This window comes from Corynebacterium sp. H130, from assembly GCF_037572395.1.
GTDB lineage: Bacteria > Actinomycetota > Actinomycetes > Mycobacteriales > Mycobacteriaceae > Corynebacterium.
This window is the reverse complement of sequence record NZ_JBBHLA010000003.1, coordinates 212,760-238,323: the sequence shown is the minus strand read 5'-3', so window position 1 is coordinate 238,323 and position 25,564 is coordinate 212,760. Positions and strand designations below refer to the sequence as shown.

The following is a 25,564-nucleotide window of genomic DNA, read 5'->3' as shown; positions in this document are numbered from 1 at the left end:
TTCAATCCTAGTGAACTCGCCTCGCCACATTCCCGTCCAGCGATCCTTCTACCCAGTACTGCTCGCCCTGTTCGTGGCGATTTTCATCATCTCCAATATCACCGCCCAAAAGGGCGTGGCCTTCGGCCCCGTCATTACCGACGGCGCCTTCTTCCTCTTCCCCGCCGCCTACGTCATCGGCGACGTCCTTTCCGAGTGCTACGGATTCAAAGCCACCCGGAATGCGATCTGGACCGGATTCGCCGGCATGATCCTGGCCGTCATTGCCTTCTACATAGCTATTGGCCTGCCGGGTGCGGATTTCTATGAAGGCCAGGAAGCCTTCGCGGGCGTGCTGGGCCTCGTGCCACAAATCGTGCTCGCCTCCCTCGCAGGCTATCTGGTTGGCCAGCTCCTCAACGCATTTACGCTGGTCAAGATCAAGGAAAAGACCGGGGAGAAATCGCTGTGGGCACGTCTGCTGGGGTCCACCGTGATCGGCGAATTCGGCGACACTTTGATCTTCTGCCTCATCGCAGCGCCGGTCATCGGAATCACGTCTTTCGGGGACACCGTGAACTACACGATCGTCGGCTTTGTGTGGAAGACCGCCGTGGAGATCTGCATGATGCCGGTGACCTATGCCGTGATCACTTGGGTGAAGAAGCGGGAAAACTACTAGTTAAGTAATCGAGCACGGTGGCGGTGGCCCGGCAATCGTCCTCGTTGTATTGCAACAGCTCCTCGCGGGCTCCGGCGAGGAAGAGGTTCACTGAGGCTTCACCGTCAACGTCGCCGGTGTAATTGAATCCGGCCTCGGGCGCCACCGTTTTCAACCCCAATCCGAATGGGCCAATAAATTGGCTTTTGACCAGGCGGAAGACGTCGATCCAGTAGGGAGCGTTGATGAATTCTTCCACCTCCTGCTGCCCCTTTTCGTCCAGGAAACGGGCTGCGGAGCGGCGCAGCCACAGGTTTTCGCCGTGGTTGGAATAGCAGTAGGCGCCAAAGGAACTAGCCGAGTCCCGCACTGACGTCACGTAGGACCAGAAGGCCCGGAAAGCATCGCCTTCATCCTCCAACGACCACGCGGTGAAGGCATGATACGAGCTGCCATCAAACACGCCCCACAGGTATACGCCCTGGTCTAGGTAGGCTTCCATGTCGATGAACAGCTCGACATCAAAGCGAGGCGCGGTCACGGGCCCACGGGGCACCAGGACTGAGCCCGAGCGGTAGGCTTCGGCCAGCTGGGAGGCTTCGCCGAGATCGGCGTCGATAAGCCCTTGCACGGTGGTGATGCCGCGTTCGCGGTAGGTGCGGGCGCGATCGCCGGGCAGGAGGAGGGAGATGTCGTCGGCGGCTTCAAGTTCGCGGGAGCACAGGGGCCAGAACCTGCAGGAATCGCATTCTTTGACGCGTCGGGGGCCGTCGGGGACGGGGACGGCGAGGGCGCGGGCAAGGGATTCGTCGAGTGGGCCGAGGGGTTCAAGGAAGGCGCGGGTGCGGTCCTGACCGATGCGGGCACCGAATCCGCAGCTTAAGTCCATGTCGTCGAGGGCGCGGCCGGCGATGGCGAGTCGATAGGAATCAAGAGCGTGGTGCCGGATCCGGTATTCGCCGGTGAGCACCTGCCCGAGGCCGAGGCGGGGCACGGACAGGAATTGGGCCTTCTTGCCCGGGGCGGGTCGGGCGGCGCGGTGATTGCTGATGATGACCGGCAGGTAACCTCCGCCCATGGCCACGAGCATGTCCACATCGACGCAGAGGTCGCCGATCTCCAGGCGGGCGTCGGTGATGAGGGTGTCGCCGGCCGCGATGGCTTCCAGGGTGTCGAAAAAGGATCCCCCGGCGTCGCCACGACGAAAATAGCCACGATCTCCGGTCGCCGGTCGGGTAGGCAACGAGGCGAACACCACCGCGCGCGCCGCCTCCACGCGATTTAGCCGGGCCTGCGCCGCCTCGGTTGGCGGAACTTCAGGGTACGCTTCGTGCTGAACAGCGCGGAACCTGCAGCCCACCAGATCGCTCGGAGAAATCACAACCTATACTCTGCCACGAAAATCGGTAGTGTTGAGCGCATGGGTGTTTTTGAGAAGGTTCGTAAGGCACGCGCAAAGACCAAGGCCGAGGTGAAGGCCGCCAAGGCGCGTGCAAAGGCAGAGGTCAAGGCTGCAGCTAAGACGAAGAATCGTCAGGCGAAGCTGCTCGCGCAGCAGGAGCACAAGCTGCTCAAGGCTGAGCAAAAGGGTCTGAAGGCGAAGCGGAAGCAGGAGCTGAAGCTGGCCAAGACCGAGCTCGAGCGCATTAAGGCTGGCAAGCTGAACAAGGCGAAGGTGCAGCGTTACCTGGGCGTGGCTCGCATGGTGACCCCTGTGCTGCTCCCACTGATCTACAAGGGCATGACTGCTGGCCAGGAAGTGCTGACCAAGCAGCGCGCACAGAAGCACGGCCTGACCACTGCTGAGATGAGCCAGTTCGCCGGTTATGGCGCTGCCCTCAAGGCTCGCATTGCAGGCGCCCGCAAGCATGGTGACCTGAAGTTCAGCGTTCGCGAGCGACTGGATGAGCTGGACAAGGCCGTCGATAATGCGGAGTACATGACCCCTGAGCAGCGCAAGCGCGCACACCGCTCCATCTCCGCTGACTTGGACGCGCTCCTTTCCAAGCTTGTTTAACCTCGCTGAGATCGGCGCGGGGCTGCCTGTCGCCGCGTCGCTCGACGCGCTTATCGACGCCCATAAGGCCGTCATCCAAGCACCGCCCGGCACGGGTAAAACGACCCTGGTGCCGCCGGCGGTGTGCAATATTTTCGGCGGGTGTGTCATCGTGGTGGCGCCCCGTCGCGTTGCCGTGCGCGCTGCCGCCGCGCGCCTGGAGGCGCTATCCGGGTTGCCCATTGGATATGCCATCCGTGGATCCTCAAAGCCTTCTGACCTGGTTGAATTCGTCACCCCGGGCGTACTGTTGCGGCGCTTGATCAAGGACCCGTTCCTGGAGGGCGTCTCCGCCGTCATCGTGGACGAGGTGCACGAGCGCGGGCTGGATACTGATCTGGTGCTCGGCATGCTCGTGGAGCTCGCCAGCGTGCGTGACCTGCCCCTTTACGCCATGTCCGCGACGGTTGATGCCGAGCGCTTCTCTGAGCTGCTGGGCGCCCCGATCATTTCTACGCCGGCGGTCACCCATCCGCTGGACATTCGCTACCAGCCTCTTCCTGGGCGCATCGCCGGGGAGCGGTCCTTCTACAAGGAAGTGGCCCGCCTTGCCGCCTCCCAGCTCAGTGACCACTCCGTGTTGGTGTTTGTGCCTGGCATTCGCGAGGTGTCGCTGATCTGCGAGGAAATCGATGCGTTTCCGTTGCACGGTCGCCTGAGCGTGGCGGAGCAGGATGCGGCGCTGTATACCTCTAGGTCGCGCGTCATTGTTGCTACGAACGTCGCCGAGTCCTCCGTCACCGTACCTGGCGTGCGCACTGTGATCGATACGGGCCTGGCCCGCGAACCGCGCCTGGATCGCTCGCGGGGACTCACCGGGTTGGTCACCGTTTCCACGTCCAAGTCCTCGGCCGACCAGCGTGCAGGCCGCGCCGGACGTGAAGGACCGGGCACCGTCATCAGGTGTTATTCGCAGGCCGAGTACCAGGCATTTCAGCCGTTCGGAACCCCGGAGATCCTCACGAGCGACCTCACCCAAGCGCTGCTGTTCATGCGCTGCTGGGGTTCGGACGAGTTGCCACTCCTCGATCAACCACCGGCCGCTTCCCTCTCCCAGGCTGCTGCCGTGCTCGATAATTTGGATTCCCCACTAGAACAGCTCGCCGAGTTGCCACTGCCACCGCGACTCGGCAACGCCCTGCTGATCACGCGGGACGTGGATACCGTCGCAAAGCTTGCCGACGACCGCCCCTCGCGCCTTTCTCGCTTCATTAAGCCGGGCCCCGTTCGACCCGGTTTCACCACGGCCGTTGCCTTCCCGGAGTGGGTGGCCCGGCGCGTCGGCCCCGGTGAGTACTTGTTGGCCTCCGGGAGCCGAGCTAGCTGCGACATGCATGATGAGTGGCTAGCCTGCTCTGAAGTGAGTTTGCACAGCTCACGAGCAGTTATTCGGGCCGCTTTTCCCTTGACCGAGGAGGAGGCGCTGACCGTTATCCCGGTGACTTCGGAAGTGTCCGCGGATGTGGTGGATGGCAAAGTTCAGGGTCGCCAGGTGCGCCGAGCCGGTGCGATCGAGCTGTCCTCCACCCCGATTTCCCTGTCCCCTGACCAGGTGTCGGAGGCATTGACCAACGCTGTGCGCACGCGGGGCGATTCGATCCTGCGCTATTCCCCCGCCTACATTTCCTTGAAGCAACGCCTGGATTTCCTGCACGCGCAGCTCGGCGATCCATGGCCACTGGTCCAGGCGTCGAATCTCGTTTTCACCTCGCTGGACGTGGGCGTCGATGCCCTCCAACCGTTGCTGCCCTGGCCAGAGGCTGCGCGTATCGACGAGCTGGCGCCCGCCTCCCTAGAGGTGCCGAGCGGCCGCAAGCATGCGCTGGACTACTCAACGGGGCGTCCGGTGTGCAGCGTTAAGCTGCAGGAATGCTTCGGGCTCGCCGAGTCTCCGGTCTTCGCTGGAGTCCGCGTGCAGTTCCACCTGCTCTCCCCTGCCGGCCGACCACTCGCTGTCACAGATAACCTCGCCAGCTTCTGGAATGGCCCCTACCAGGGGGTTCGCAAAGACATGCGTGGCCGGTACCCGAAGCACCCGTGGCCGGAGGATCCGTGGACGGCGCCAGCGACCGCGCGTACCAAAAAGAAAATGTAAAGGACACTTGACGTAAAGCGAGCTTTACATTTATAGTGTAGCCATGAGCAACACATCGCGCTTTGGGCGCTCCAAGTTTGGAGGCTCCCAAACAACCCTCCTGATCATCTCGGCCATCATTGGATGCGCTATCGCAGCAGCTTGTGGCATCGCTTTTGCGATTTTCAATCACACCGAACTGCGATTTGTGGTGAAGTTTCTCATCGCTTTTGGCTGCATGTGGCCCACCGCAGCAATACTCGCCTGGGCTCTCCTCGTTGACCGCAACACAATTCGCGGCGCCATCAAGGATCCAGAGAAGTCGATTGAAAGCCACTGGTTCGACCAAGCCGCATCAGCAACGCTCGTCGACACCATGGCACTCACCGGCATCGCCCTGACATTTTTCAGCATCGCCGAATGGCAGATTACCGGCACAAACGCCCTGGCAGGATGCTTCATCTTCATGATGATCGACTTAGGACTCCGCTACCTCATCAGCAGCAAACGAGGATAGACACCAGTGCGCAACAACCTGCCCACCGCCCGCAAACAACGAGGCCTATCCCAGCAAGCGCTTGCCGACGCCCTCGGTGTCTCCCGCCAAACCATCATCTCGATCGAAAAGGGCCGCTTCGATCCATCTCTCCCTCTCGCTTTTGAGCTAGCGAAGTTCTTTGACTGCCAGATCGAGGATCTGTTTATTCCGGATTAGCCCCACTGCTGCCAAGCAAGATAAGAACTCATAACTACCACCATCGCGAGCAGCAGCATTCGGATCAGCTTGGTGCCACCACCGAGCACAGTGCGGGCTCCAATCTGGGCACCGACGACATTGGCAACGGCAAGAGTTAGCCCGAGTTGCCACCAAATATGACCGCCGATTGCGAACACCGCGAGGGCACCGAGGTTCGTCGCGGTATTAACCACCTTCGTGAGCGCCGTCGATGCCAAGAAATCCTGGGACAAAATACCGGTGAAGACCATGATCAAGAACATGCCGGTGCCTGGGCCAAAGATTCCATCATAAAAGGCGATAGCAGCTACGCCGAGCAGCGAGGCGAGGCGTCGCCACAGCGCTGGATTAGAGTCGGACTCGGTCTGTCCGAAGGATGGTCGAAGGGCAACGATGCTGCCGACGACGAGCATCAGCACGATAACCAGAGGCCGCATGACGTCCTTGGAGATCATCGCCGCGACCAGCGCACCAAAGCCGGAGGCAACCATCGCCAAGGGGATATACGCAAGGGCGAGCTTGCGAGGAACAGGTACCTTTTTCACGTAGGTCACTGCCGCTGATGCCGTTCCAGTCACCGCGGCAACCTTGTTCGTAGCCACTACCGACGCCGGAGCCATCCCGGGCATCACCGCCATGATGAGCGGGATCAGGATGAGACCGCCTCCGCCGATCATCGCATCCACCCACCCAGCCACGGCGGAACCCGCGATCAAGATGGCCCATCCACTAAGCGCTAGTTCCACGGCGTATGCTCCTAACGTAGTAACGACAACAATTCTATTGGAGGCATGTGTGGCTGTGCGCTGGCTCATCGCGATCGCGACGACCTTCGCCTGCGGCTTCGCCTTCGATTACTTAAACGTACCCGCTGCCTGGATTTTGGCAGCAATTGTCGGATCTGCCAGCGTTGCGCTGTACACAGGCCAAGACCTCCCGGTCCATCCGCTGATCAAACGCGTTGGCCGCAGCCTCATCGCCATCATGGCGGCAGCCCCGATCGTCGCGGCTAACCCTCGCGAGCTAGCACATTTTATTCTTCCCGGCTTAGTGGTTTCCTTCATTACGATCGGCATCGGCATCCTCGGTGGCCTCATGCTCGCGCGCTCTGAGAAGGAAATCTCCCGCGAAACCGGAGTGCTATCGATGCTGGCCGGAGGCGCGTCGGTAATGCCAATGCTGGCGCAAGACCTGGGCGCTGACTATCGCTACGTCACGCTCACCCAATACCTGCGCCTGTTGACGGTCACGATTTCCCTGCCACTGCTGGTGCCCCTCATGGATGTCCCACAAGGCCAGGTCGAACACCACACCGTGACCTACCACCTGGTGCCGATCCTGGCGATCATCGTGATCGTGATCATTGGCGAGCCGCTCGGCCGATTCCTCCGGCTGCCCGCGCCTACAATCCTGGGCCCACTGCTGCTGACCATCCTGGCCGCCCAGTTCATCCCCGGCATTGCTCTACCTGCCGAACTGAAGATCGCCACCTTTGTTTCCATCGGCTGGATCGCCGGCGGCGCACTATCAATTCCAGCACTGAAGCTATTCGCACGGCAACTACCTGCGACTTTTACCTTCATCTTCTTCCTGCTCGGCGCCTGCGCCATCACCGCCATCGGCCTCATGTGGTGGCTCGACCTCACCTACTTTGAGGCTTATCTCGCCTCGAGCCCAGGCGCTCTCGAAACGGTGCTCGCGCTTACCGACGAATTCGGCGCTGGCCCTGCCATCGCCGCCATCCAAGTCATCCGACTGATCGCGATCCTGCTCGTGGCGGGCTATCTGCCGAAGCTGTTGAAGCGGCTTCCGCCCCAGCGATAATCTCCGTTAGATAGGTCGCCTGTAGAACTTTTGAAGTGGCCATTATCTAATGGGGATTATCGTTGGGGCGGAACGCCCCTCCCCCTAGAACTGCTCCTTCAGCAACCCCAATGGAATAGACCCGTAGGACAAAGCTTGAGAGTGGAACTCGTCCAGCGGCAATCCCGAATTATCCCGAATCTCTTCCCATAGTCGCTGGCCCAGCGCGTAGGACGGCGCTTGTCCTGGCCAGCCAAGGTATCGGTTGATCTCGAATTCCATTGAGGCTGGCGACATGGTGCAGTTCTCGCGGAGGAAGTTCCGCGCGTACGCGGCGTCCCAGTTCTTTTTGCCAAGGTGGACCCCGATATCCAGGACTACGCGAGCGGCGCGGAGCCTTTGGGCGTCGAGAAGCCCCATGCGGGTGGCGGGTTCGTGGTCGATGAGGTTTTCGGCGTACAGTGCCCAGCCTTCGCCATGGCCGGAGTTCCAGCAGGCCACGCGGCGCCACAGGTTCAGGGGTGCGGCCATGGCGGCGGTGATTTGCATGTGGTGGCCGGGCGCGCCTTCGTGGTAGACGGTGGTGAGTTCCTGCCACTTGTAGAAGGTGTCTTCACCTGGGGCGACGGACCACCACATGCGGCCGAGGCGGGAGCCGTCTTCGGCGGGTGGGGTGTAGAAGATGCCGCCGGTGCCGGCGGGGTCGATGCAGCATTCGATAGGTGGGGTTCCGTAGGTTGCTACGGCGGAGTCGGCGATGCCTTGCATCCATTTTTTGAGCTCGGAGACACCGTGGATGACGTGTTCCTTGTTGAGGCGCGCCTTGGCCTCTTCGACACCACAGCCGTAGAGTTCGCGGGCGAGGGCTTCTTGTTCGGAGACAATGCGCTCGAGTTCGTCGAGACCCCAGGAGTAGGCCTCGTCGAGGTCAACGGTGGCGCCGAGGAAGTGGCGGGAGAACAGTTCGTAGCGTTCGCGGCCGACACCGTCGCAAGTAGGCGCGTTTCCGGCAAGCTGCTCGGATAGCCAGGTCGCGAGCTCCATGTGGGCACGTTTGACGGCCTCCACTTCAGTGGCCGGCGCTTCCAGCGTGTCCCAGAAGGACGTGTCGTTGCATTCGTTGATGAGTAGTTCAACCTGGCGCTGCGCCGCGATCCGGCCTTGCCCTGCTGCGAGGGCCAGGGATTCGCGGTAGCCGGAGAGCGCGGCTGGGACGCGGGATAGGCGCGCGCGAATGACGTCAGGATCACTCATTAAAGAAAACGAATCGCGGATCGTTTGCACCGGCGACGCGATATTGTTGAGTTGTCCGTAAGTTTCGGCGCGGTGATGGAGGTCGAGTTCGATGCCGAGGCGATCGCGAAGGATGGCAGCGGTGAGTTCGTCTTCTGGTGTGAAGTCGTCTTCGAGGGCGTCGACATCGGCAAGCATGTTGCGCGCGAGGTCGGCGAGGCCGTCCCAGTACGCGGGCGAGAAGTCCTGGAGCTCGCCGTCGTGCCCGGGGATCCCCCAAGCGGTGGCGTCGGTGGGCGAATGCTTAGCGACGTCCAGGACGTAGGCCTCACAGGTTGCATCGAGAAGGGATGAACTCATAAGCGACAAGTGTAACGGTGCGACGCACAACACGCTCCATTCGCGTGGCTAAGAAATCGCTGATGTTATAAAATCGTCCCAGTCGGTATGCATTTTCCCAGTAAGCGATCTATTTCAGCAGTTCACGAAGCGTACGCTTTCAAGTACCACCGACCGAGAATGAACAAGGCGGAGTTTAAAAATTCACATGCAGCTCGAGTTTGGCCAGATTTTTGAAAAGCCGGCGACCCCCGCCGCGCAGGTTTTTTGCCACGTTCGCAAGCACCCACTCATTGGGCGTGGCGACTTGGTAAAGGTCACTGGTTTGTCTCAACCAACCATCACGCGCGCCGTGACGGCCCTGGCAGATGCTGGTTTGCTTCGCGAACGACGCGACCTCATTAATACGTCCCGCCCCGGCCGCCCGGTTGTTCCGCTTGAGCTCGATACTTGGCAGGGGCTGCTGATCGGTGTCGCTTTGGACCGCGATGACGCTATGGTCGGCTGCTACGACTCCAAGGGCCGTTTGCTGCGCGAGATCGTGGTGAGTGAATTCGCGAAGGATCACGTGTGCGCAGACACACTCGAGTACATCATCGCCGCGATTTACCGCATCAAGGGCGATATGCGCGTCCCGCTGAAGGCGATTGCGCTGGGTGCATCGTCGATTCACTGGAATGACTTCACGGCAATCTCTAAACGCCTCGAGTTCGAATTCAAGGTTCCCGCCATCGCCACGAACGCTGCTGCCTCTATCGCGCTCGCCGAAATCCAGCAGGACCCTTCCCAAGAAGACGTGTTCGTCCTGTTTTCCGAGAACGTCACCTCTGGCGCCTTCATCACTGCGGATGGCGTCAGCGTCGCACCTAATCAGCTGACCGTTGAAGAATGGCTCGACTACCTCATCGAGCTCCGCCCGAAGCAGATCGTTTTCTCCGGCGCGTACTTCACCGACACCGACAACCGCAACCGCATCAGGGCGCAGCTTAACGACGCCTTCCAGGGCACCGTCATCCTCAGAATGCTTCGCCCTGAGCTGGAAACCATGCGCACCATCACGCATGCCCTGGCGCTAGCGGAGATTAATGCCCGCCCGCTCGAGCTCGCTCGCAGTTAGCTTCGACAGCTCCACGTAACGACCGGCATGAGTGATGAACTCCCGGTCGTTTTCTCGTTTCACCTTCGCCGGGATGCCCGCGGCCAGCAAGTTCGCTGGGATTTCCTGGCCTTCCAGCACCACGGCTCCCGCGGCAATCAGGCAGTTATCGCCAATCGTGGACCTGCTGAGCAGCGCCGACTTCATCCCGACCAGGGTGCCGTTGCCGACCGTGGTGCCGTGGACTAGCGCCATGTGGCCTACTGTGACGTCGTCGCCAAGCGTGCACGGCGCGTCGGCATCGACGTGCAGCACGGCGCCGTCCTGGACGTTTGTGCGGGCGCCGATGCGAATCTTATTGACATCCGCGCGGATGACCACGTTGTACCAAATGTTCGCGTCCGGGCCGATCTCTACGTCGCCGATGATCGTCGCGTTCGGCGCCACAAACGCGCTCGGGTGGATCTGCGGGGTCTTTCCCTGAAATTCGATGATCACTTCAACACCTCAATCCCGGTAAACAGCGTCGCGTTGATGCCGAGCTCCTTCGCTGCCTGCACGTTTGCCTCGTTATCGTCGAAGAAGTGGGTCTCCTCTGGCTTGGCTTTGAGGCGCTGCAACGCGATCTCATACGCCTCCCGCTGCGGCTTCTCGACGCCAATCTCACAAGACATGGCAATCGCATCGAAATCCTGCAACCACGTGTGCTTTTCCAACACCTTCTTGGCCAGGCCCTCCGGGATGTTGCTGAGCAACCCCTTCGGCTTGAGGGTTTTGACGCGCTCAACCATCTCCTCGTCGGCCTCGAGCCAGCCGGCGTAATCCACCTCGATCGCCTTTTGCACATCGAACGGCTCGAGATCCAGCTTTGCGCGGACGAGCTCCCAATACTCCTCCTCGCTCACGCGACCGGCATCAAAATCCGGGCGATATTCCCAGTACACCGGCCACAGACTCTCATCCGTGTTCAGCACACTCTCGAGGTCGCGGAGCGCCTGGTCGCTCTGCGTTTTCAGCAGGACGCCGTAGAGGTCAAAGAGGTAGGTCATGGGGTCCAGAGTACTCGCGTCGGATTTGGTTATGCAGACTGTAGAAATTCCCCGAAAACGTCAGTTTGCTTTACCAAATCCAGAAGTTTTGTCTAAAACGGAACCTTCCGGACGACTTCGTCCGTCTAACTAAGTGTGACTACTTTTCAAATTCCAATCGCTGCTTCCAATGTCCGTCTATCTGAAATCCGCAATGGTCGTGTGCTCAAGCATTCTTATGGACTCTATTCAGCTCCAGGTGGAGTGAAGGATTCCGCTTTCCACGCTCGCGCTGCTCACTTGCGTTTTCCTTCGGGCGCTATTGGCGGCTTCGCCGCGTTGGCGTTTCATGGTGTGCCGTTTTGGTGGGATGTTCCGCTCACTACTGTTCATACTCCCGCGCGGGGGATCCGAGAACAGGATGGATTTCACCTCATTAAGTCCGTCAATTATGAACCTCATTTCGAGCTCGACCAGCATTTTCCTGACCTGGTGTGCGTCGACCCGGCGACGGCCACAATCGATTGCCTGATCTATGTCCTCCGCAAGCGCATCCGCTTCTGGACTCCGAAAGTTACCGGCATTTGGCTGCATGAACTACGCGCCATCCAAATCATTGACGCTGCCCTGCGCTACACCTCAGTCACCAAAAGTGAACTCCGCGAGGCCGCGAAAAGGCGCCTGTGCAAACGCACTCTCAACAGGTTGCTCAAGCTTGCCGACGCCGAATGCGATTCCCCGCCCGAAACGTCACTCCGCCTCATCCTCAGCCGCTTGCACCCAGAGTTGGAGACTCAAGTTGCGATTTGGGAGGGCGACCGCCTGATTACCCGGATCGACTTCGCGTGGCCAGAATACAAAGTTGCGGTGTACTACGACGGCGCTGACCACAATGAGCAACGGAACACCGATCGTGACAATGAAATCACTGCATACCTCGAAGATCGCGGGTGGACGGTGCTGCGAGTTTCGAAAGGGATGATTCGTCGGGAGGGAGTCCTCATCAGGCGGGTTGTCCGGCGGCTTCAAGAGAAAGGCGCGGTGGATTTGGTAAAGCAAACTGTAGAAAACGACTCAAAAGGTCGGTTTGCATAACCAAATCCGGCACCCCTATCTAAACGGCACCTCGCCAATCGTCCTGCGCAGCTTGCGCGTCCGAAGTCGAGAGGGGTCGGCTGCTAGGGCTTCGACGGCCCGGACGGCGCACATGACGTGCGCCTCCTTAGACGAGCGATAGAAAGACTGCGCTCCGGCCGGGAGTTTCGGCACGGCGTGTAGTGGCAGGTCAGACACTGAAAGTAGGGTTCCGTAGGGCACTCGATACCTATAGCCATTAGCCGCCAAAGCCGAGGATTCCATGTCTACTGCCACCGCGGTGGAGCCCCGCAAGGCCTCCCAGAGTACGGATGGCGTGTGCCATTCCCAGTTGCGGTCGTCGGTGGAGAGGACTGTGCCGGTGCGCATGAGTTCGGCGGAGTCGCCGTAGACGGCGCGCACGGATTTCTCTAGGGCTCGTTGGACTTCGGGGACGGCGGGGATGGGGACGCTGCCGGGGAGGTGGCCATCGAGGACGTGGTCGTGGCGCTGGTAGGCGTTTCCTAGGATCAGGTCGCCGATACGCATGCGTCCGTCGAGGCCGGCGCAATGTCCGATCATCACCCAGCATTCCGGGCGCAGCACGGCCAGGCAGTCGGTGATGGTTTTGGCATTGGATGGGCCGACGCCGATGTTGATCATCGTGATGCCATCACCGTCGGGCGTGCACAGGTCGTAGCGTGGCATTTGCACGCCTTCGCGTGGGATTTCCAGCGACGTGTATCGGCCTCCCGCGTGGCGCCCGAAGCTGACGAACTCGGTGGTGTGCATCTGGTAGTTCGTGAACAGGATGAATTTCTGCACGGTCTCGACTGGCAGGCCCGTGTAGTGTTCGATGCGTTTGCAGGCGATGTCGAAGCGCTGTGGCGTGAAGTGGAACAGGGGTAGTTCTTCGCCGTGGAAGGCGTGCCATTCGCCGTCGATAATGGCGTCATCTACGGCGTCGAGGCTGGGGCGCGGCAAGCTTGACGACGGCGAACGCTCGATGATCGGGGCGTCGTCGATGTATTCGGGTGGGATTTGTTCCTCGGAAGGGCCGACGAAAATGTCGCACGGATAGTTGGTGGTGAGCCGTTCGAGCATTTCGAGGAGGTAGGTCCGCATGATCGCCGGGCGGGAGAGCGTGGCGGAATAGCGGCCGGGGCGGTCGACGTAGCCGAAGGGTTCGGTGCGGTCGATGGGATGCCAGTCGAGGACATCGACGATGAGTTTCGGGTAGACGACGCGGTCGTAGCCGTCGGCGCTGTCATGCTCGAGGAGCTGAATGCCGAGGGTGGTGGCATCTTCATAGAGAGAGATGAGCCGGTCGACGGCCTGGCCGGGATCCTGCATCTTTTCCATGTCTCGAGCCTAGTTGGAACCCTGATATTGTGCCGGGGCCGAAAGAAAACCCTGTAACCCCTGTGGCGAAAGTGGCAAAAGTATGGAACACTGCTGGGCATGCACCTTAACTTCCGCAATCTGACCACCGCTGCCCTGACCGTGACTCTGCTCAGCGCCCCAGCCGTTGCACAGGCGGACGCTATCGATGACGCCCTCGCAAAGCTGCCTTCCGGCCCAATCTCTTGCGAGCAGGCGTCCCGCTACTGGACCAACGAGGCCGACTACAACGACAAGGTCGCCCAGGCCAACATGCTCGCCATGGTTGATTCCCGTGGCCCACAGATCCGCGAGGCTCTCGCGCGTATCGACGAAGCCGCGAACCGCTGTGGCCTCAAGGGTGGTGGCGCCGCACCGGCTCCTGCCCCAGCTCCAGCACCAGCTCCGGCTCCTGGCGACAACGCACCTGCGCCTGCACCTGCACCGGCACCAGCTCCAGGTGGCAACGCTCCAGCTCCAGCTCCAGCTGGCGCAATCAACTCCTCCGCCCCAGGCCTGCCTTCCATCAACGTTCAGCTGCCGGGTGGCCAGTGGATCACCCTGCCTAACCTGCAGCAGATCGTGAAGGATTTCCTGGCTAAGTACGGCGTGCATATCTAGTAGTCATCCTTCAAGCATCCAACCGGCGTCATCTGGCGCCGGTTTTTTGCTGTCTCCTAGGTTCCCATCTCCTATATAACCGGCTAACCTTATTAGCGGTCTTACTTCCCTACTCAAAAGAATTGCGGAATTCTGTTGCAATTCTCGGAACATAGGATAAATTAACAATCATGCACACTAGTCACATCAGTCACACGCGTAACAAATGGATGCGCGTCATCGTTGCTGCTATCACCGCTCTGACGCTAGCTTTCATGGTCACGCCTGCCGCTAAGGCTGACAATCGTGGCTGGCTGCGCCCAGGTTGCTCTTGGGCACCACAGGGCTACTACATTCAGGCTTGCGAAGTCTGGTCGCCTTCCAACAACCGCAACATGCTGGTCTACATCCAGCCTGCTAGCGCTGGCGGTAACGGTGGCCTGTACCTTCTCGACGGCGCACAGGTCGGTGCCCGCGACTCTAACTGGGCGTCTTACTCCACCACCCCTGCTGACTACGTGAATGAGAATGTCACTCTGGTCATGCCTGCAGGCGGCGCCGGCCAGTTTTACGCAGACTGGGCAGCTCCTGCTACCAGCAGCCTGTCTTCCGGACCTCAGCGTCCAATGTGGGAGTCCTTCCTCGCATACGAGCTCCCAGGCTACCTTCAGGAACATTTCGGCGTTTCCCCTAACCGAAACGCTATCGCTGGTGTTTCCATGGGCGCGATTCCTGCACTCACCCTGGCAGCTCACCACCCAGACCAGTTCCGTCAGGCTCACGCCATCTCCGGTTTCATTGACCCAGCAATGGCCACCCACGTTGGCATGATTGCCGGCTTCAGCGTTGCCATGCTGCTCCACAGCGGCGCATTCATCTGGGACTGGTGGAGCTGGAACCCACTCGAGGCCAGCGCCCGCGCCCTGCACGCTGACCCAGTCGCCAATGCACACAAGCTTCGCGACGGTGGAGTCGACGTTCACGTCTGGTCCGGAAATTCCCATCCAGGCGCCGGCGAGTCCTACCCAGGTTCCCTTGGTCCAGATGCTATCTCTATCCATGGAGAGACCCTGATCAACATGTCCACCGAGTCTTTCGTCAACAAGGCTCGCAATCAAGGCCTGAACGTTCACCGCCACTTTGGCGCCGGACTACACACCTGGCAGCCATGGGGGCGCTACATGAACGACCACAAGGGCGATGTTCTGTGGGCTATTGGCTAACTAGCCTCCGTTAGACACCCACCGCTTACCCCTATATTGGGGTGAGCGGTTTTTCTAAGCCCAATTTAAGCTTCAAAACAGCGTAAAGATTGCTGTGAACGAGCCCGTAACGCACCCCATGCCTATTTCCTGGGAGTTTTCTATACGCAAGCCTTTTTATTCATCAAAGGCAACACGTTTGACCTCCGCACAACAATGGCAAAGTAGCAGACTTGCGGCCCGTATTGAAGTTAATTCGACATCAGCAGGCGACTTTTACCACTTCTTGCCCTAGAATTACTCGCTGTAGGTTGCAAACATGCAGCCGAAGGTGCAAGCAAGCACACTAACCGTATTTCTTTTTATGAAGGGTTACTTCATGCGTAAGTTCGTTAACGCCACCATCGCTGGCGCCACCGCCGTTGCACTGACCTTCGGCGCTGCTTCCGTTGCAAATGCTTCCCTCTCTTCCGAGGTTGGCCAGGACTGGAACGCTGACACCGCTGTACCAGGCGAGGACATCTGGGGCTCCTCCACCAAGACTGACGACGAGCTCAAGGACGGCGGCGCTGACTGGGCTGCCAACATGCGCGCCATCACCTACGCTGGCATCGGCGCTGCTGTGTTCTCCCTGATCATCGCTCCTGCCTACAACTTCCTGGCATACAACAACATCCTCCCACTCCCTAAGTGGTAATCAACCCCTTCTTCACTAATTAACCCGAATGGGTTGAAAGGAAACCAAAATGCGTAAGTTCAAGAACGCTGCAGTTGCCTCCGTTGCTGCTGTTGCACTCACCATCTCTGGCACCGCTGTTGCTAACGCCCAGACCGCTGAGTACCCAACCGCTCCTTCCCAGAACGACGTCTCTTCCTCCGAGTTCATCGCTGGCTCCTCCGAGTGGGGCAAGTTGCTGAACGCTGACGAAGCTGCTACCGGCGAGCAGGGCTTCGGCGACAAGCTCGACTCCGAGGCTCCAGCTTGGATCAAGGCTTGGAACATCGGCCTGTACACCCTGGCTGGCGGCATCATCGGTGGCGCTGTTCTGGCTGGCTTCAACTGGCTCAAGCACGAGGGCTTCATCATCTAATTGATGTTCTAGAAATTGTTTAAAAATAGTGGGTTCCTGTATCGGAACCCACTTTTTTAACGCCCAATTTTGTTGTTGACAAAACTAAAATAGAAGCGTCCCACAATCAATTCTGAAAGTTGAAGATGTCTGCTCCAAAAGTGATGACGGTTTACGGCACGCGTCCGGAGGCCATTAAAGTTGCCCCAGTAATTAAGGCTCTGGAAGCCGATCCTAGGTTCGAGTCGATCGCCGTTACCACCGGCCAACACCGTCAGATGTTGGACCAAGTTAATACCCAATTTGGCATCACTCCAGCCTTTGACCTCGACATCATGCGTCCAGGCCAAACCCTGAATGGCATTGTCGCTCGCGCCATTGCTGGCCTGGATGAAGTAATCGAGAAGGTTCAGCCCGACGTCATCATCTCTCAGGGAGATACTTCCACCGCTATGGCAGCAGCCATCGCAGGATTTAACCGTGGGGTGAAGATTGTCCACCTGGAGGCAGGCCTGCGCACCGGCAATATTCTGTCGCCTTTCCCCGAGGAAGCCAATCGTCGCATCATCGGCCAGGTAGCTTCGCTGCATCTAGCTCCAACAAATGAGTCGAAGCGTAACCTGCAGCGTGAGGACTTCCGCTCCGCAGACATTGTGGTCGCAGGCAATTCCGTCATTGACGCTCTATTGGAAGCTACAACGTGGAACACGACTTTCACCGATGAGCGCCTGCAGCAAGCTGCCGAATCCGATGCACGAATTGTACTGTTCACGACGCACCGTCGCGAGAATCTCGATGCCATGAGCAACATCGGTAAGGCTATGGCTCGTCTCGCAACTGAATACCCTGAAATCGTCTTTGTGCTCCCGGCTCACCTTAATCCTAAGGTTCGCGCCGCAGTCTTCCCTGAAATTGAAGGATGCGAAAACATCCTGGTGACCGACCCGCTGCCATACAACGAGTTCACCAAGCTGATGGCTCGAGCTCACATTGTGTTGACCGACTCCGGCGGAGTGCAGGAAGAGGCGCCTGCACTTGGAAAGCCAGTGCTCGTTATGCGCGAGAATACCGAACGCCCAGAAGCCGTCACTGCCGGCACGGTGCGACTGATCGGTACCGATGAAGATCGCATTGTTTCTGAGGCAATGACGTTGCTAGATACCCCAGCCGTGTATGAGGCCATGGCTAACGCGGTAAACCCATACGGTGACGGCAAGGCCGCAGCACGTACGGTGGCAGCCATTGCAGAGCTACTCGGTTTCGGCGAGCGGCTGCCAGATTTTAATCCCGTAGAAATGCAGTCCTAAACTACATACTATTTATATAGGGGTTCCAATGTTTTCGCGTCCTAACTCGGGCGATGTTTTTCGCTTTGCTTCGGTTACTTCCCAGTCCTCGGAAGTCCCGAATATCAACCCAGATTCGTTCCGTTGCATTGCGTTTTCCGGCACAATGGTGAGCAGCGAACGAATCATCATTCAGGATTGCTCTATTGAGCACAATTCGGTCGGCATTGTTGAAGCGCTGAATTCTTCCGGCGAGTGGGTGGCAGTTTTCCAAAACTTCCGTAGCCCTGACCAATACATCATTCTTGCCGATCCGTTCTGCTATCAGACTGTGTTTTACACGCTGTCTGCTCAGGACGGACTTTTGGTCACGCCAAGCTTCCGTGCCATCAATGGTGCATTGGCAAAGGCCGGCGAGACCGCAGAAATTGATTGGCATCGTGCTGCAGGTGCTTTGGGCACGGACCATAGCTGGGCGATCACGGTCAACTCGGACGAGACGTTTGCCGAAGGTGTCAAGAACCTGCATCCAGGTCAATTCATCTTCGTCAGTGGCTCGAACTACCACGTCCTAGACACTGAACTTTTGGACCCTATCGATCACTTGTCATACGAGGTGCTGCTCAACCGCGGTCTCGAAACAGCCAGCAAGCAAATCGAAGTGCTTTCTAACGCTGATATCGCACAGCGCCGTATCTACATGTCCGGCGGCAAGGATTCCCGTGTGATGCTCGCTTTGATTACGGGTGGCGGTCACCAAAATAAGTGGCAAATGAAGTCAGTCGATCCGTCCACATGGCCAGATCGTGCTGCACGGAAGGGACTCACCCAGGACCTCTTGCTTGCCGACGCCATGCGCCGTCGTTATAGCATGGCGTGGGCGACTGAAGGCCCAATGAGCGTACAACCTATTTCGTTGTATGAATCGCTCGACTATTGGCAACATTTCCGATCTGCCAAGAACTACCGTTTCACCACTAATTACCAAATGCAGTGGTCCGAGGATCCATACTTCGAACTGCGCGGAGCTGGTGGCGAAACCTACCGCTATTTCTGGCGCTACTACCTCAAGGCTTTGCCTTCCTTTGCATCGTTGGGATTGAACCCGGAGTCGTTTGAATCGGACGCGGCGAAGCTGGCACACGATATTTATCGTCTAGACCAGCACGAAGAAGCCATGGCGAATACGATCAGGCAACAATTCTTGGAATCGCTCCAGGCAACTGGCCGAAACACCATTCTTGAAGCGGTCGACGTTCACTTCAATCTGTACCGCAACCGCGGCCACTTCGGGCATGTCAGCCAATCAAATGCAATTGGTGCTATTCCGTTTTTCCCGCCAAGCCAGCGTGCGTGGACGAAGGCTGGAGAGAAGATTACCGAGGAGCAGCGCGTTTCGGGTCAAATGTTCTTCGACATTATCGAAACGTTGAATCCCGAACTCAATGACTTGCGCTTTGATTCTGACCACTGGCCTGACGAGTTTTACGAAAAGCGACACAATCCTGCTCGACGCGATTGGGATATCGCTACCTCGGCAAGCGAAGTTTCCGGCTTCCAAATCAATCTTGAGCAGGCGCAGCGGCGTCGAAAGGAAGCGCTCGCTAAGGTGCCGGCTGATCGAATGAAGATTGTCCAGTACCCTCGTCCTGAGTTTCTTGAGCATGAAACTCGCGAAGTGATTCGTGAACTTTCAACTTTGAATGGTTCGCAATCATTGCTGACCCCTGCAATGAAGCGGCACCTCAATTCTGTGTCCTTGCTTGGTGGCCTGAAGCCGTCGATGCAGCTTGCTAAGCTCCACACGCTACGAGACATTGTCATGCCGGTCGAACATGTGGAAGTGCACGCACTGCAAAGTGCAGAGCCAACGACGAGCGCTCGAGAAATGGCGGCGAAGCGGATGGTGAAGCAGTCTGGAATTACCTCGGCATTCCGAACAAATCTTTCTACGATTTCGTTCAATACCAATGTGGAGGAAATCAACAAACGACAGTTCATTGTATCCGCTATTCCGATGTCGACTAACGAGTCCCCAGTGGAATGGGCGTTCACCCTTCTGGTGGATGGAAAGAAAACTGCCGAACATTGGTACAGCGACAAGACCTATGGCGTGTTTGACACCCCAGAAGCTGCCACCAACGTTGTGGTGAAAGTGTTCGCTCGTTACAAGGACGACCAGCGCATCGTGTTCTGGAAGGATGCAAACGTTTTGAGTGACTAACCGGATTTGGAAGAGCCCACCATTTGGTGCGGCCCTTCCAATATTTTTCGTTAGGATCCGGAAATCTTCTTGAACCCCAAACTCTTCATTTCTTCCACGACATCTGGGGAAATGCTTGCTTCGAGCACCGAACTAAAGAGCTCTTTCGGTGCTTGAGTGTGCCCAGGGCCCCAATAGTCAAGAAGGAGATACACCTCATTCGTTGGCAACAACTCATCAAAGAATGGCAGCATATGCCATTTGATGTGCAATGCATCTTGGTCATTTTGCATGTAGAAGACAGTGCAATTGACTCGATTTGCATATATGGATCGAACTTCTGAAGTGACTTCTGACGGAAATTCCGAAACAGGATATTTAGTACCTTTCGGGATTCCAAATGCAATATTTGCGTACCGTTCGATTGGCCAGTCGTAGAACTTTGAGATGTCTGTCTGCGCGTTGCATGGGATCACAATCGAGCCATCAAAACGAGATCCTTGAACAAGGCTTGCATACCCACCGCCAGAGATTCCGTGGAAGATTGGCACCTTAACATTCAACAACTCCAAAATTTTACGGATGATCTTTGTATGAATGTCTTGCAAGTTTGGCACCCGATAATTTCCAGCATGCCACGAAAGCGTCAAACCTCCGTCAATTTCTTTATCACCCGATATGGTAAGTGAAGGATCGGAAAAGAAGATTCTATGACAATTCACATTCGCCGAAACGCCACCGCCCTGAAACACTGGAAGCGTGAATTTAATATCCACGGCACCATGATAAATAAACAAGGCTTGATCGGATTTCGCCACTGGGCGATACAAAAAGTCGATCGGCAATCCGTTGTGAACTACTGTAATTACACCCTCACTGAGAGAGTCCGAAACCAAAAACTCCGCGAGCGATTGAAATACCGTGTTGTTTTTCGAGTATCGACTTCGGTCTATATCGCGACCTGCCATTAGTCCTGTTCCCCAATTTCTAATGCGAGCGCAAGCGGAGTGTCCACCGATGAATACACAAAAGAGCGATCCAACTTCTCGAAACCCAAGTCCTCAAGATACTTTGGCTGAGCACCATCAACCGCGGCCTGCAGCACTGCAGTAAACAATTCCTTCGGCGCCTGGGCATGCCTTGGCCCCCAATAGTCCAGAAGCAAATACGCCTCATTTGTTGGGAAAAGTCGCGCAGCAAATGGTTTCAAGTGTTCTTCAATATGAAGTTCATCGTCACTGTTCTGCATAAACAGAACTTTGCCGTTTACTGGAACGGCATACAACGGAGCAACGTTGGTAACGATATGCCGAGGGACTTGCCGAAGTGGATCCTCAGCATTGATATCAACGCCAAATGCCACGTTAGCCCAGCGAGCAACTGCCCAATCAAGATAATGTTTAATATCTGTTTGTGGATTGCACGGCACGATCACGGAATCATAGAACTGGGCCCCGTAATATAATGCCGCGAAACCTCCACCCGAAATCCCATGAAAAACAGGCTTCTTTACGTCAAGTAGCTCGAATAGCTTCTTGATAATCTTGGTGATCGTATCTTGAAGATTTGGCTGTCGGTAATTTCCTGCATGCCAACCAAGTGTAAGGCCGCCGCCATCGAATTGATTATCGCCTGCGATAGCTAGCGTTGGGTCCGAAATAAAAATTCGGTTCGTCTTAATCGGCGAAGTGACCCCTCCTCCCTGAAAAACAGGAAGCGTAAACTTAGGGTCAATAGCCCCATGGAAGAGCACCAATCCTGTGTGAGAACCGGGAGATGGGTGAACCAATATGTCAATCGGAATACCGTTGTCAACAACGGTTACCAATCCATTGGGCTTGACTTCCGTTTGCAGAAATTCTGTAAGTGAATCAAACTTGGTTTGATTCACCTTGTATCGACTTCGCTCGATTTTTCTACCGCTCATTTGTTTCATCACCCATTTCTTGAGAATTCATTTTGACCAATTTGTCTCGAAGTTTAGTAAAAGTCAATGATTTTGAATCATTTGTTCGCAAGCTGATCCATTCTGTTGCAATTTCATATTCAGATGTTTCAGGCGAGCTGCTTATGATCAAAAAGTCTGCGACTTCAACATTCTCGGAATGGTAGCGATCGAGAGCATGCAGAGATATTGCCGATTCATTCGTTTTGAAAACGATGACGTCTCCAAGAGCTTGTACGATGTCTAGGTTTTTGAATTCTTCTACTTCTTGTTCACTCCGATCAACCAACACAAGCCCGATTCGTTCCATTGGTGGAAATGCCTCAACAAATTCCTCGGCGCTCTCGTCAAGGAAGAGATCGCGACAGCCGTCATCAAATTCAATTGACATTTCTTCTTGTTTCATGACGGTCGTTCCAGCCAAGAGAGCAGCTTCCAACAAATTCGACCTGTCAGGTACCACAATGCCGTACCGAGCAGAAAGCGGATTGAGCTCAAACAGACGTCGCATGCCAATTTCAGAAGCAAACACCACGGTGTCGGCCTTGCGTGCCGTTGCCTGGTAGTTCTTCGGGACCGGAGCGCTGCGCTTGTACACGAAGATGGTTTTGATTCCGAGTGCACGGGCGCGGTCCATCAACTTCGCTGCAGTCGTGGCACCTTGATCCTTGTTGAAGGAAATCAGGTTTTTCCAAGGACCCGCGACATTTGCTTCGATGTCCACGATCACCGCATCCATGGCGGGATCGAGTTGTGCCTCAAAGTATTCTGGGTCGAGGTCGGTGATCTGCGCACCGGTTTCCCGGACAGCTGCACCAAATTCTCTTCCAGCAACGACGCCGAAATGCAGCTCAGCCATTTGCTTTTCAAGCTCAGCATCAGACTTTGACATCCGCTGGCTCTCAGCACTCAGCAGGGCTTCAGGAGTATCGGCAACTCGCCATTTTTGGATGCCATGGGATTCCCCCTTGAAGTCAGGATTCAAAACACCAGAAACTGACCATCGAGCCGCGGTGTCGCCAACAATTTCGGGGTCTGTGACAAATCGGAAGTCCATTCGCTCGAACGCCAAGGTAGTGAGCTGTGCAATCGCATCAGTACTTGATCGACGATTCGTAACAAGGTCGACATCAGTGAAGACCGTTGGCTTGTCGATGAGCCAAGCACAACGCAACCCCAGTTGATCAGCAGCCTTCGCCACTGGGATTGCCAACCACCATGGGCCCGTAGCGAGAACAACTCGCACCGAGGTATCGCGCAGTCGTTCGATCAGCGCGGACTTTACGAATTCAAACCAACGATCAAGACGCAAGTCTTCAGTCGCCGTAATATCGGCTGATTGTGCGGCGTCGTCAAGCGAACGAAGTTGCAAGTAGTTTGGCGGAGCAACTTTTACCAAGTTGCGGGTCAATGCATATCGCAGAGCGATTTCATTGTCGTCGCCATTCGGCTGCACGGTCAAAATGGCATCGGTGAGCGCATCGAAATCAGGCAACTTCGCGAACTCTGGCCAATCTGGTTCCGGCAGGAACATGTCAAAGCGTCGTGAATCGGCCTCGCCAATACCGCGTACATACAATTCAAGATCCTTGAGTGGACCTCGGTGATGTGCAGTCAGGCGGATATTTTCATCCAAAGTTGCCAACGCACCTTCAAAGTCCTTTTCTTCGAGGAGGCCTTCAACCTTCTCAAAGACTTCAAGGCGTGCTGGATCGGTGTTGATCATTTGCTGCGCTTCGACAGACGCATCTGCGCCAGTTCCGTCAAGGTGCGCAAAAATCTCCTCAAGCCACAATGCCCGGACATTTGCAGAGTTGTACCGTTGTGCATGCTCGCGCGCTGCAGCACTGAGCTGCAGGTATTCAGACTCAGAACGGTTCGCTTCCACGACTCGTTGAATTGCTTCTGCCGTCGAGGACACGTTGAAGGCCTCGCCGATGATTTCGCGCGAACCCTCTCGTTCCCATGCAATTGGCACAGCACCACTGGTCGCGCCCTCAATTGCCGCCATGTGGAAGGTCTCACGAGTCGAAGTGGACAGCAGCCAACCGATCTTGCGGAGCCAGTTGCCCATGTCCGGGCCAAATGGCTCAAAGGAAATGTGACGGCGCAGTCGAGCGTTCTCGCTGATACGGCGGTAGAACGTCCGATAAGCATCCTGGTGCGCTGCCTTCTGCCACTCCCACGTGTAATTCCACGGCGCGTGGCCACGAATGTGGAGGGTGTACCGAGGGTCCTCCTCGATTAAGGCTTCCAGAAGATCCAACGCACGATCTGGGCGCTTCAAAATTGGAACGATACCGACCAGTCCGATGTGGAATCGGGCGTCGTCAAGCTTCGGTCGATACAGGTCGTCGACGTTGACACTGTTTGGAATGACCTTGACGGTTTGCTCCGGCCAGCCACGCATTTCAATCGCCTTTTGACGATAGAACTCCGAAGCGACGATGATCGCAGCACATCGGTCAACGCGCAGCTCTTCAATCCAATCCTGGAGCAGCTCAAAACCGTGCAGGTGCACCAACAAGCGCTGGTGCTTGCCAACGTTTTTCGAATACCAAATCGCGTTGTAGGAAGAAAACTCGGCAATGATGACGTCTGCCCAGAGCAGATACGGCATGCTTTTTTCTGGCTGCGGGCGAGAGTTATGTTCGAAAACGTCGATACGCAGGTCAATATCCGGACGCTGGAGCAGGGTCTCCACAATTTCGCCGGCAAACTTGAAGTCGGAACCCGCCAACACGACTCGAACCGTTTCGTCACGACGCGGTGTCTGCTTCAAATCTGCGAAATCTCGTGCAAAGAATGGTTCCAACGAAGCAGCAACTGGGGCCCCCTCTGGAACATTGGACGCGTTGCCTTCTTCGTGCGACAAGATTGTCGCGTATTTGGCTTGGCAACCAAGGCGCTGCGCCATCTGCAGCGCATAAGCCAACTTCGAGCCAGTCATCGACCGCGGCAAGAGCAACTTCGCTCCGGCAATCGACTTGCCGGCCTCGATGAATTGCTTCTCAATGAACACCACACCAGGCAGGTATTCCACCTCGAGCTGCTTTATGAGCGCGGCATGCTCGTCGCGATTACCAAAGACCACAAAACGCGGTGGCGCAAAACTTGCCCGAAGGGTCTCCGCATCGTTGCCAAAGAAGTACGGAGCTTCATTACGCCACATCCCCAAATCGATGGCGTAGTCGCAAGACTGCGTGAGGTCCTCGATGCTGTTTTCCGCAAAGTCCGCTAAGTCGAGCGCAAGAACCGGAAGCACAATGGTCTTCGACGTCGCTTGCGGACACCGCGAATCCACGACAGATCGCTGGGACTCAGAAGAGACCACAATCTTGCGCGAACCTTCCGCAATCTTTTGGAAACGGTTGATCTGTGGCGGGGTAAACAATGCATTAGTGACTGGGTGGTCATCAATAAACGACCACAGCACTCGTTGCAATTTCTGCGGGCCGGCACAGTAATTAGCTAGGTCAAATCCTTGCACCAGCACCACGTCATATAGTCTGCCAATTTGTACGATTTGGCGAGCGCGATACCGCGGCAGCACGCCTGTTTCGTCCTCAGACCCAGCATCCTCGTAACGCTTTACCTCAATGAGGTTCGCGCCGAGAGCGCTGAACTTAGCGTGATGATCCGGTGCATCAACAGCTCGGGCGAGCACACTGACTTCGTTGCCGTCAGCGACAAGCGTTTGCACCAAACTTTGTGCCCAAGCGAAACCGAGTGCATTGTGTACATAGTCAATGTCAAGGGCAACGAGAATTCGCTTGCCACGCAATTCGGTATCAATCAT

The 25,564-nt window shown here is 56.9% G+C and carries 23 protein-coding genes; 14 read left to right on the top strand and 9 right to left on the bottom strand.

The window, feature by feature from the left end; genetic code table 11:
• The first annotated feature begins 10 nt into the window (after positions 1–10).
• Entirely contained in the window at positions 11–661 is a 651-nt protein-coding gene (locus WG939_RS07350) for a queuosine precursor transporter (RefSeq protein ID WP_339984222.1), read from the top strand.
• Here WG939_RS07350 and WG939_RS07345 read toward each other — a convergent pair.
• Positions 630–2,021 carry a TM0106 family RecB-like putative nuclease gene (locus WG939_RS07345; RefSeq protein WP_339984220.1) on the bottom strand — a complete coding sequence of 464 codons (1,392 nt, stop codon included), beginning with the start codon at positions 2,019–2,021 and terminating at the stop codon, positions 630–632. The genes WG939_RS07350 and WG939_RS07345 overlap by 32 nt on opposite strands.
• Positions 2,022–2,060: 39 nt before the next feature.
• Here WG939_RS07345 and WG939_RS07340 point away from each other — a divergent pair, with 39 nt between their 5' ends.
• Genes WG939_RS07340 through WG939_RS07325 form a run of 4 tightly spaced genes read left to right on the top strand, consistent with a single transcriptional unit; the run spans position 2,061 to position 5,485 of the window.
• Positions 2,061–2,657, top strand: coding sequence for a DUF6474 family protein (locus WG939_RS07340; protein WP_339984218.1), 597 nt, complete (start codon positions 2,061–2,063; stop codon positions 2,655–2,657).
• The gene (locus WG939_RS07335; protein WP_339984216.1) at positions 2,650–4,791 is read left to right on the top strand and encodes an ATP-dependent RNA helicase; all 2,142 of its coding nucleotides are present in this window, start codon (positions 2,650–2,652) and stop codon (positions 4,789–4,791) included. Before WG939_RS07340 ends, WG939_RS07335 begins: the two co-directional genes overlap by 8 nt.
• A gap of 43 nt (positions 4,792–4,834) precedes the next feature.
• Complete coding sequence (locus tag WG939_RS07330) at positions 4,835–5,287, top strand: hypothetical protein (RefSeq protein WP_339984214.1); 453 nt, start codon at positions 4,835–4,837, stop codon at positions 5,285–5,287.
• Between the two features lie 6 nt (positions 5,288–5,293).
• Positions 5,294–5,485 (top strand): helix-turn-helix transcriptional regulator, encoded by a 192-nt coding sequence (locus WG939_RS07325; protein ID WP_339984212.1) that lies wholly within the window; start codon positions 5,294–5,296, stop codon positions 5,483–5,485.
• Here WG939_RS07325 and WG939_RS07320 read toward each other — a convergent pair.
• On the bottom strand, positions 5,482–6,252 hold the full coding sequence (locus tag WG939_RS07320) for a TSUP family transporter (RefSeq protein WP_339984210.1): 771 nt from the start codon (positions 6,250–6,252) through the stop codon (positions 5,482–5,484). The two genes, WG939_RS07325 and WG939_RS07320, sit on opposite strands and share 4 nt — an antisense overlap.
• Positions 6,253–6,283: 31 nt before the next feature.
• On the opposite strand from WG939_RS07320, the gene WG939_RS07315 reads away from it, so the two are divergent.
• On the top strand, positions 6,284–7,330 hold the full coding sequence (locus WG939_RS07315; RefSeq protein WP_339984555.1) for an AbrB family transcriptional regulator: 1,047 nt from the start codon (positions 6,284–6,286) through the stop codon (positions 7,328–7,330).
• An 84-nt stretch (positions 7,331–7,414) separates the two neighbouring features.
• Here WG939_RS07315 and WG939_RS07310 read toward each other — a convergent pair whose 3' ends face one another.
• A complete protein-coding gene (locus WG939_RS07310; RefSeq protein WP_339984208.1) occupies positions 7,415–8,902 on the bottom strand; it encodes a DUF885 domain-containing protein in 1,488 nt (495 codons plus the stop codon).
• Positions 8,903–9,089: 187 nt separating this feature from the next.
• Between WG939_RS07310 and WG939_RS07305 the strand changes: the two genes are divergently transcribed.
• A complete protein-coding gene (locus tag WG939_RS07305; protein WP_339984206.1) occupies positions 9,090–9,998 on the top strand; it encodes a hypothetical protein in 909 nt (302 codons plus the stop codon).
• Here the strand turns inward: WG939_RS07305 and WG939_RS07300 are convergent.
• Complete coding sequence (locus WG939_RS07300; RefSeq protein ID WP_339984204.1) at positions 9,954–10,475, bottom strand: gamma carbonic anhydrase family protein; 522 nt, start codon at positions 10,473–10,475, stop codon at positions 9,954–9,956. The genes WG939_RS07305 and WG939_RS07300 overlap by 45 nt on opposite strands.
• Complete coding sequence (locus WG939_RS07295; protein WP_339984202.1) at positions 10,472–11,026, bottom strand: HAD family hydrolase; 555 nt, start codon at positions 11,024–11,026, stop codon at positions 10,472–10,474. Before WG939_RS07295 ends, WG939_RS07300 begins: the two co-directional genes overlap by 4 nt.
• A gap of 135 nt (positions 11,027–11,161) precedes the next feature.
• Here WG939_RS07295 and WG939_RS07290 point away from each other — a divergent pair, with 135 nt between their 5' ends.
• The gene (locus WG939_RS07290) at positions 11,162–12,100 is read left to right on the top strand and encodes a DUF559 domain-containing protein (protein ID WP_339984200.1); all 939 of its coding nucleotides are present in this window, start codon (positions 11,162–11,164) and stop codon (positions 12,098–12,100) included.
• A 15-nt stretch (positions 12,101–12,115) separates the two neighbouring features.
• Here WG939_RS07290 and amn read toward each other — a convergent pair whose 3' ends face one another.
• A complete protein-coding gene (gene amn / locus WG939_RS07285) occupies positions 12,116–13,441 on the bottom strand; it encodes an AMP nucleosidase (protein WP_339984198.1) in 1,326 nt (441 codons plus the stop codon).
• 99 nt (positions 13,442–13,540) lie between these two features.
• Here amn and WG939_RS07280 point away from each other — a divergent pair, with 99 nt between their 5' ends.
• The 6 genes from WG939_RS07280 (at position 13,541) to WG939_RS07255 (ending at position 19,841) form a co-directional block, all read left to right on the top strand.
• The gene (locus WG939_RS07280; protein ID WP_339984196.1) at positions 13,541–14,080 is read left to right on the top strand and encodes a hypothetical protein; all 540 of its coding nucleotides are present in this window, start codon (positions 13,541–13,543) and stop codon (positions 14,078–14,080) included.
• A gap of 170 nt (positions 14,081–14,250) precedes the next feature.
• The gene (locus tag WG939_RS07275; RefSeq protein ID WP_339984194.1) at positions 14,251–15,282 is read left to right on the top strand and encodes an alpha/beta hydrolase; all 1,032 of its coding nucleotides are present in this window, start codon (positions 14,251–14,253) and stop codon (positions 15,280–15,282) included.
• 358 nt (positions 15,283–15,640) lie between these two features.
• Positions 15,641–15,958: a hypothetical protein gene (locus WG939_RS07270; protein ID WP_339984192.1), complete on the top strand. Its 318-nt coding sequence runs from the start codon at positions 15,641–15,643 to the stop codon at positions 15,956–15,958.
• A gap of 49 nt (positions 15,959–16,007) precedes the next feature.
• The gene (locus WG939_RS07265; RefSeq protein WP_339984190.1) at positions 16,008–16,352 is read left to right on the top strand and encodes a hypothetical protein; all 345 of its coding nucleotides are present in this window, start codon (positions 16,008–16,010) and stop codon (positions 16,350–16,352) included.
• Positions 16,353–16,477: 125 nt separating this feature from the next.
• Entirely contained in the window at positions 16,478–17,638 is a 1,161-nt protein-coding gene (wecB, locus tag WG939_RS07260; protein ID WP_339984188.1) for a non-hydrolyzing UDP-N-acetylglucosamine 2-epimerase, read from the top strand.
• 28 nt (positions 17,639–17,666) lie between these two features.
• Positions 17,667–19,841: a hypothetical protein gene (locus tag WG939_RS07255; protein WP_339984186.1), complete on the top strand. Its 2,175-nt coding sequence runs from the start codon at positions 17,667–17,669 to the stop codon at positions 19,839–19,841.
• 50 nt (positions 19,842–19,891) lie between these two features.
• Here WG939_RS07255 and WG939_RS07250 read toward each other — a convergent pair whose 3' ends face one another.
• From WG939_RS07250 to WG939_RS07240, 3 genes are read right to left on the bottom strand one after another with little or no spacing between them, the layout of a single operon-like run.
• Positions 19,892–20,788, bottom strand: a complete 897-nt coding sequence (locus WG939_RS07250) for a hypothetical protein (RefSeq protein WP_339984184.1) — start codon at positions 20,786–20,788, stop codon at positions 19,892–19,894.
• Positions 20,788–21,711: a hypothetical protein gene (locus WG939_RS07245; protein ID WP_339984182.1), complete on the bottom strand. Its 924-nt coding sequence runs from the start codon at positions 21,709–21,711 to the stop codon at positions 20,788–20,790. The genes WG939_RS07250 and WG939_RS07245 overlap by 1 nt, the downstream gene beginning before the upstream one ends.
• A 25-nt stretch (positions 21,712–21,736) precedes the next feature.
• Positions 21,737–25,564 carry a glycosyltransferase family 4 protein gene (locus tag WG939_RS07240; protein WP_339984180.1) on the bottom strand — a complete coding sequence of 1,276 codons (3,828 nt, stop codon included), beginning with the start codon at positions 25,562–25,564 and terminating at the stop codon, positions 21,737–21,739.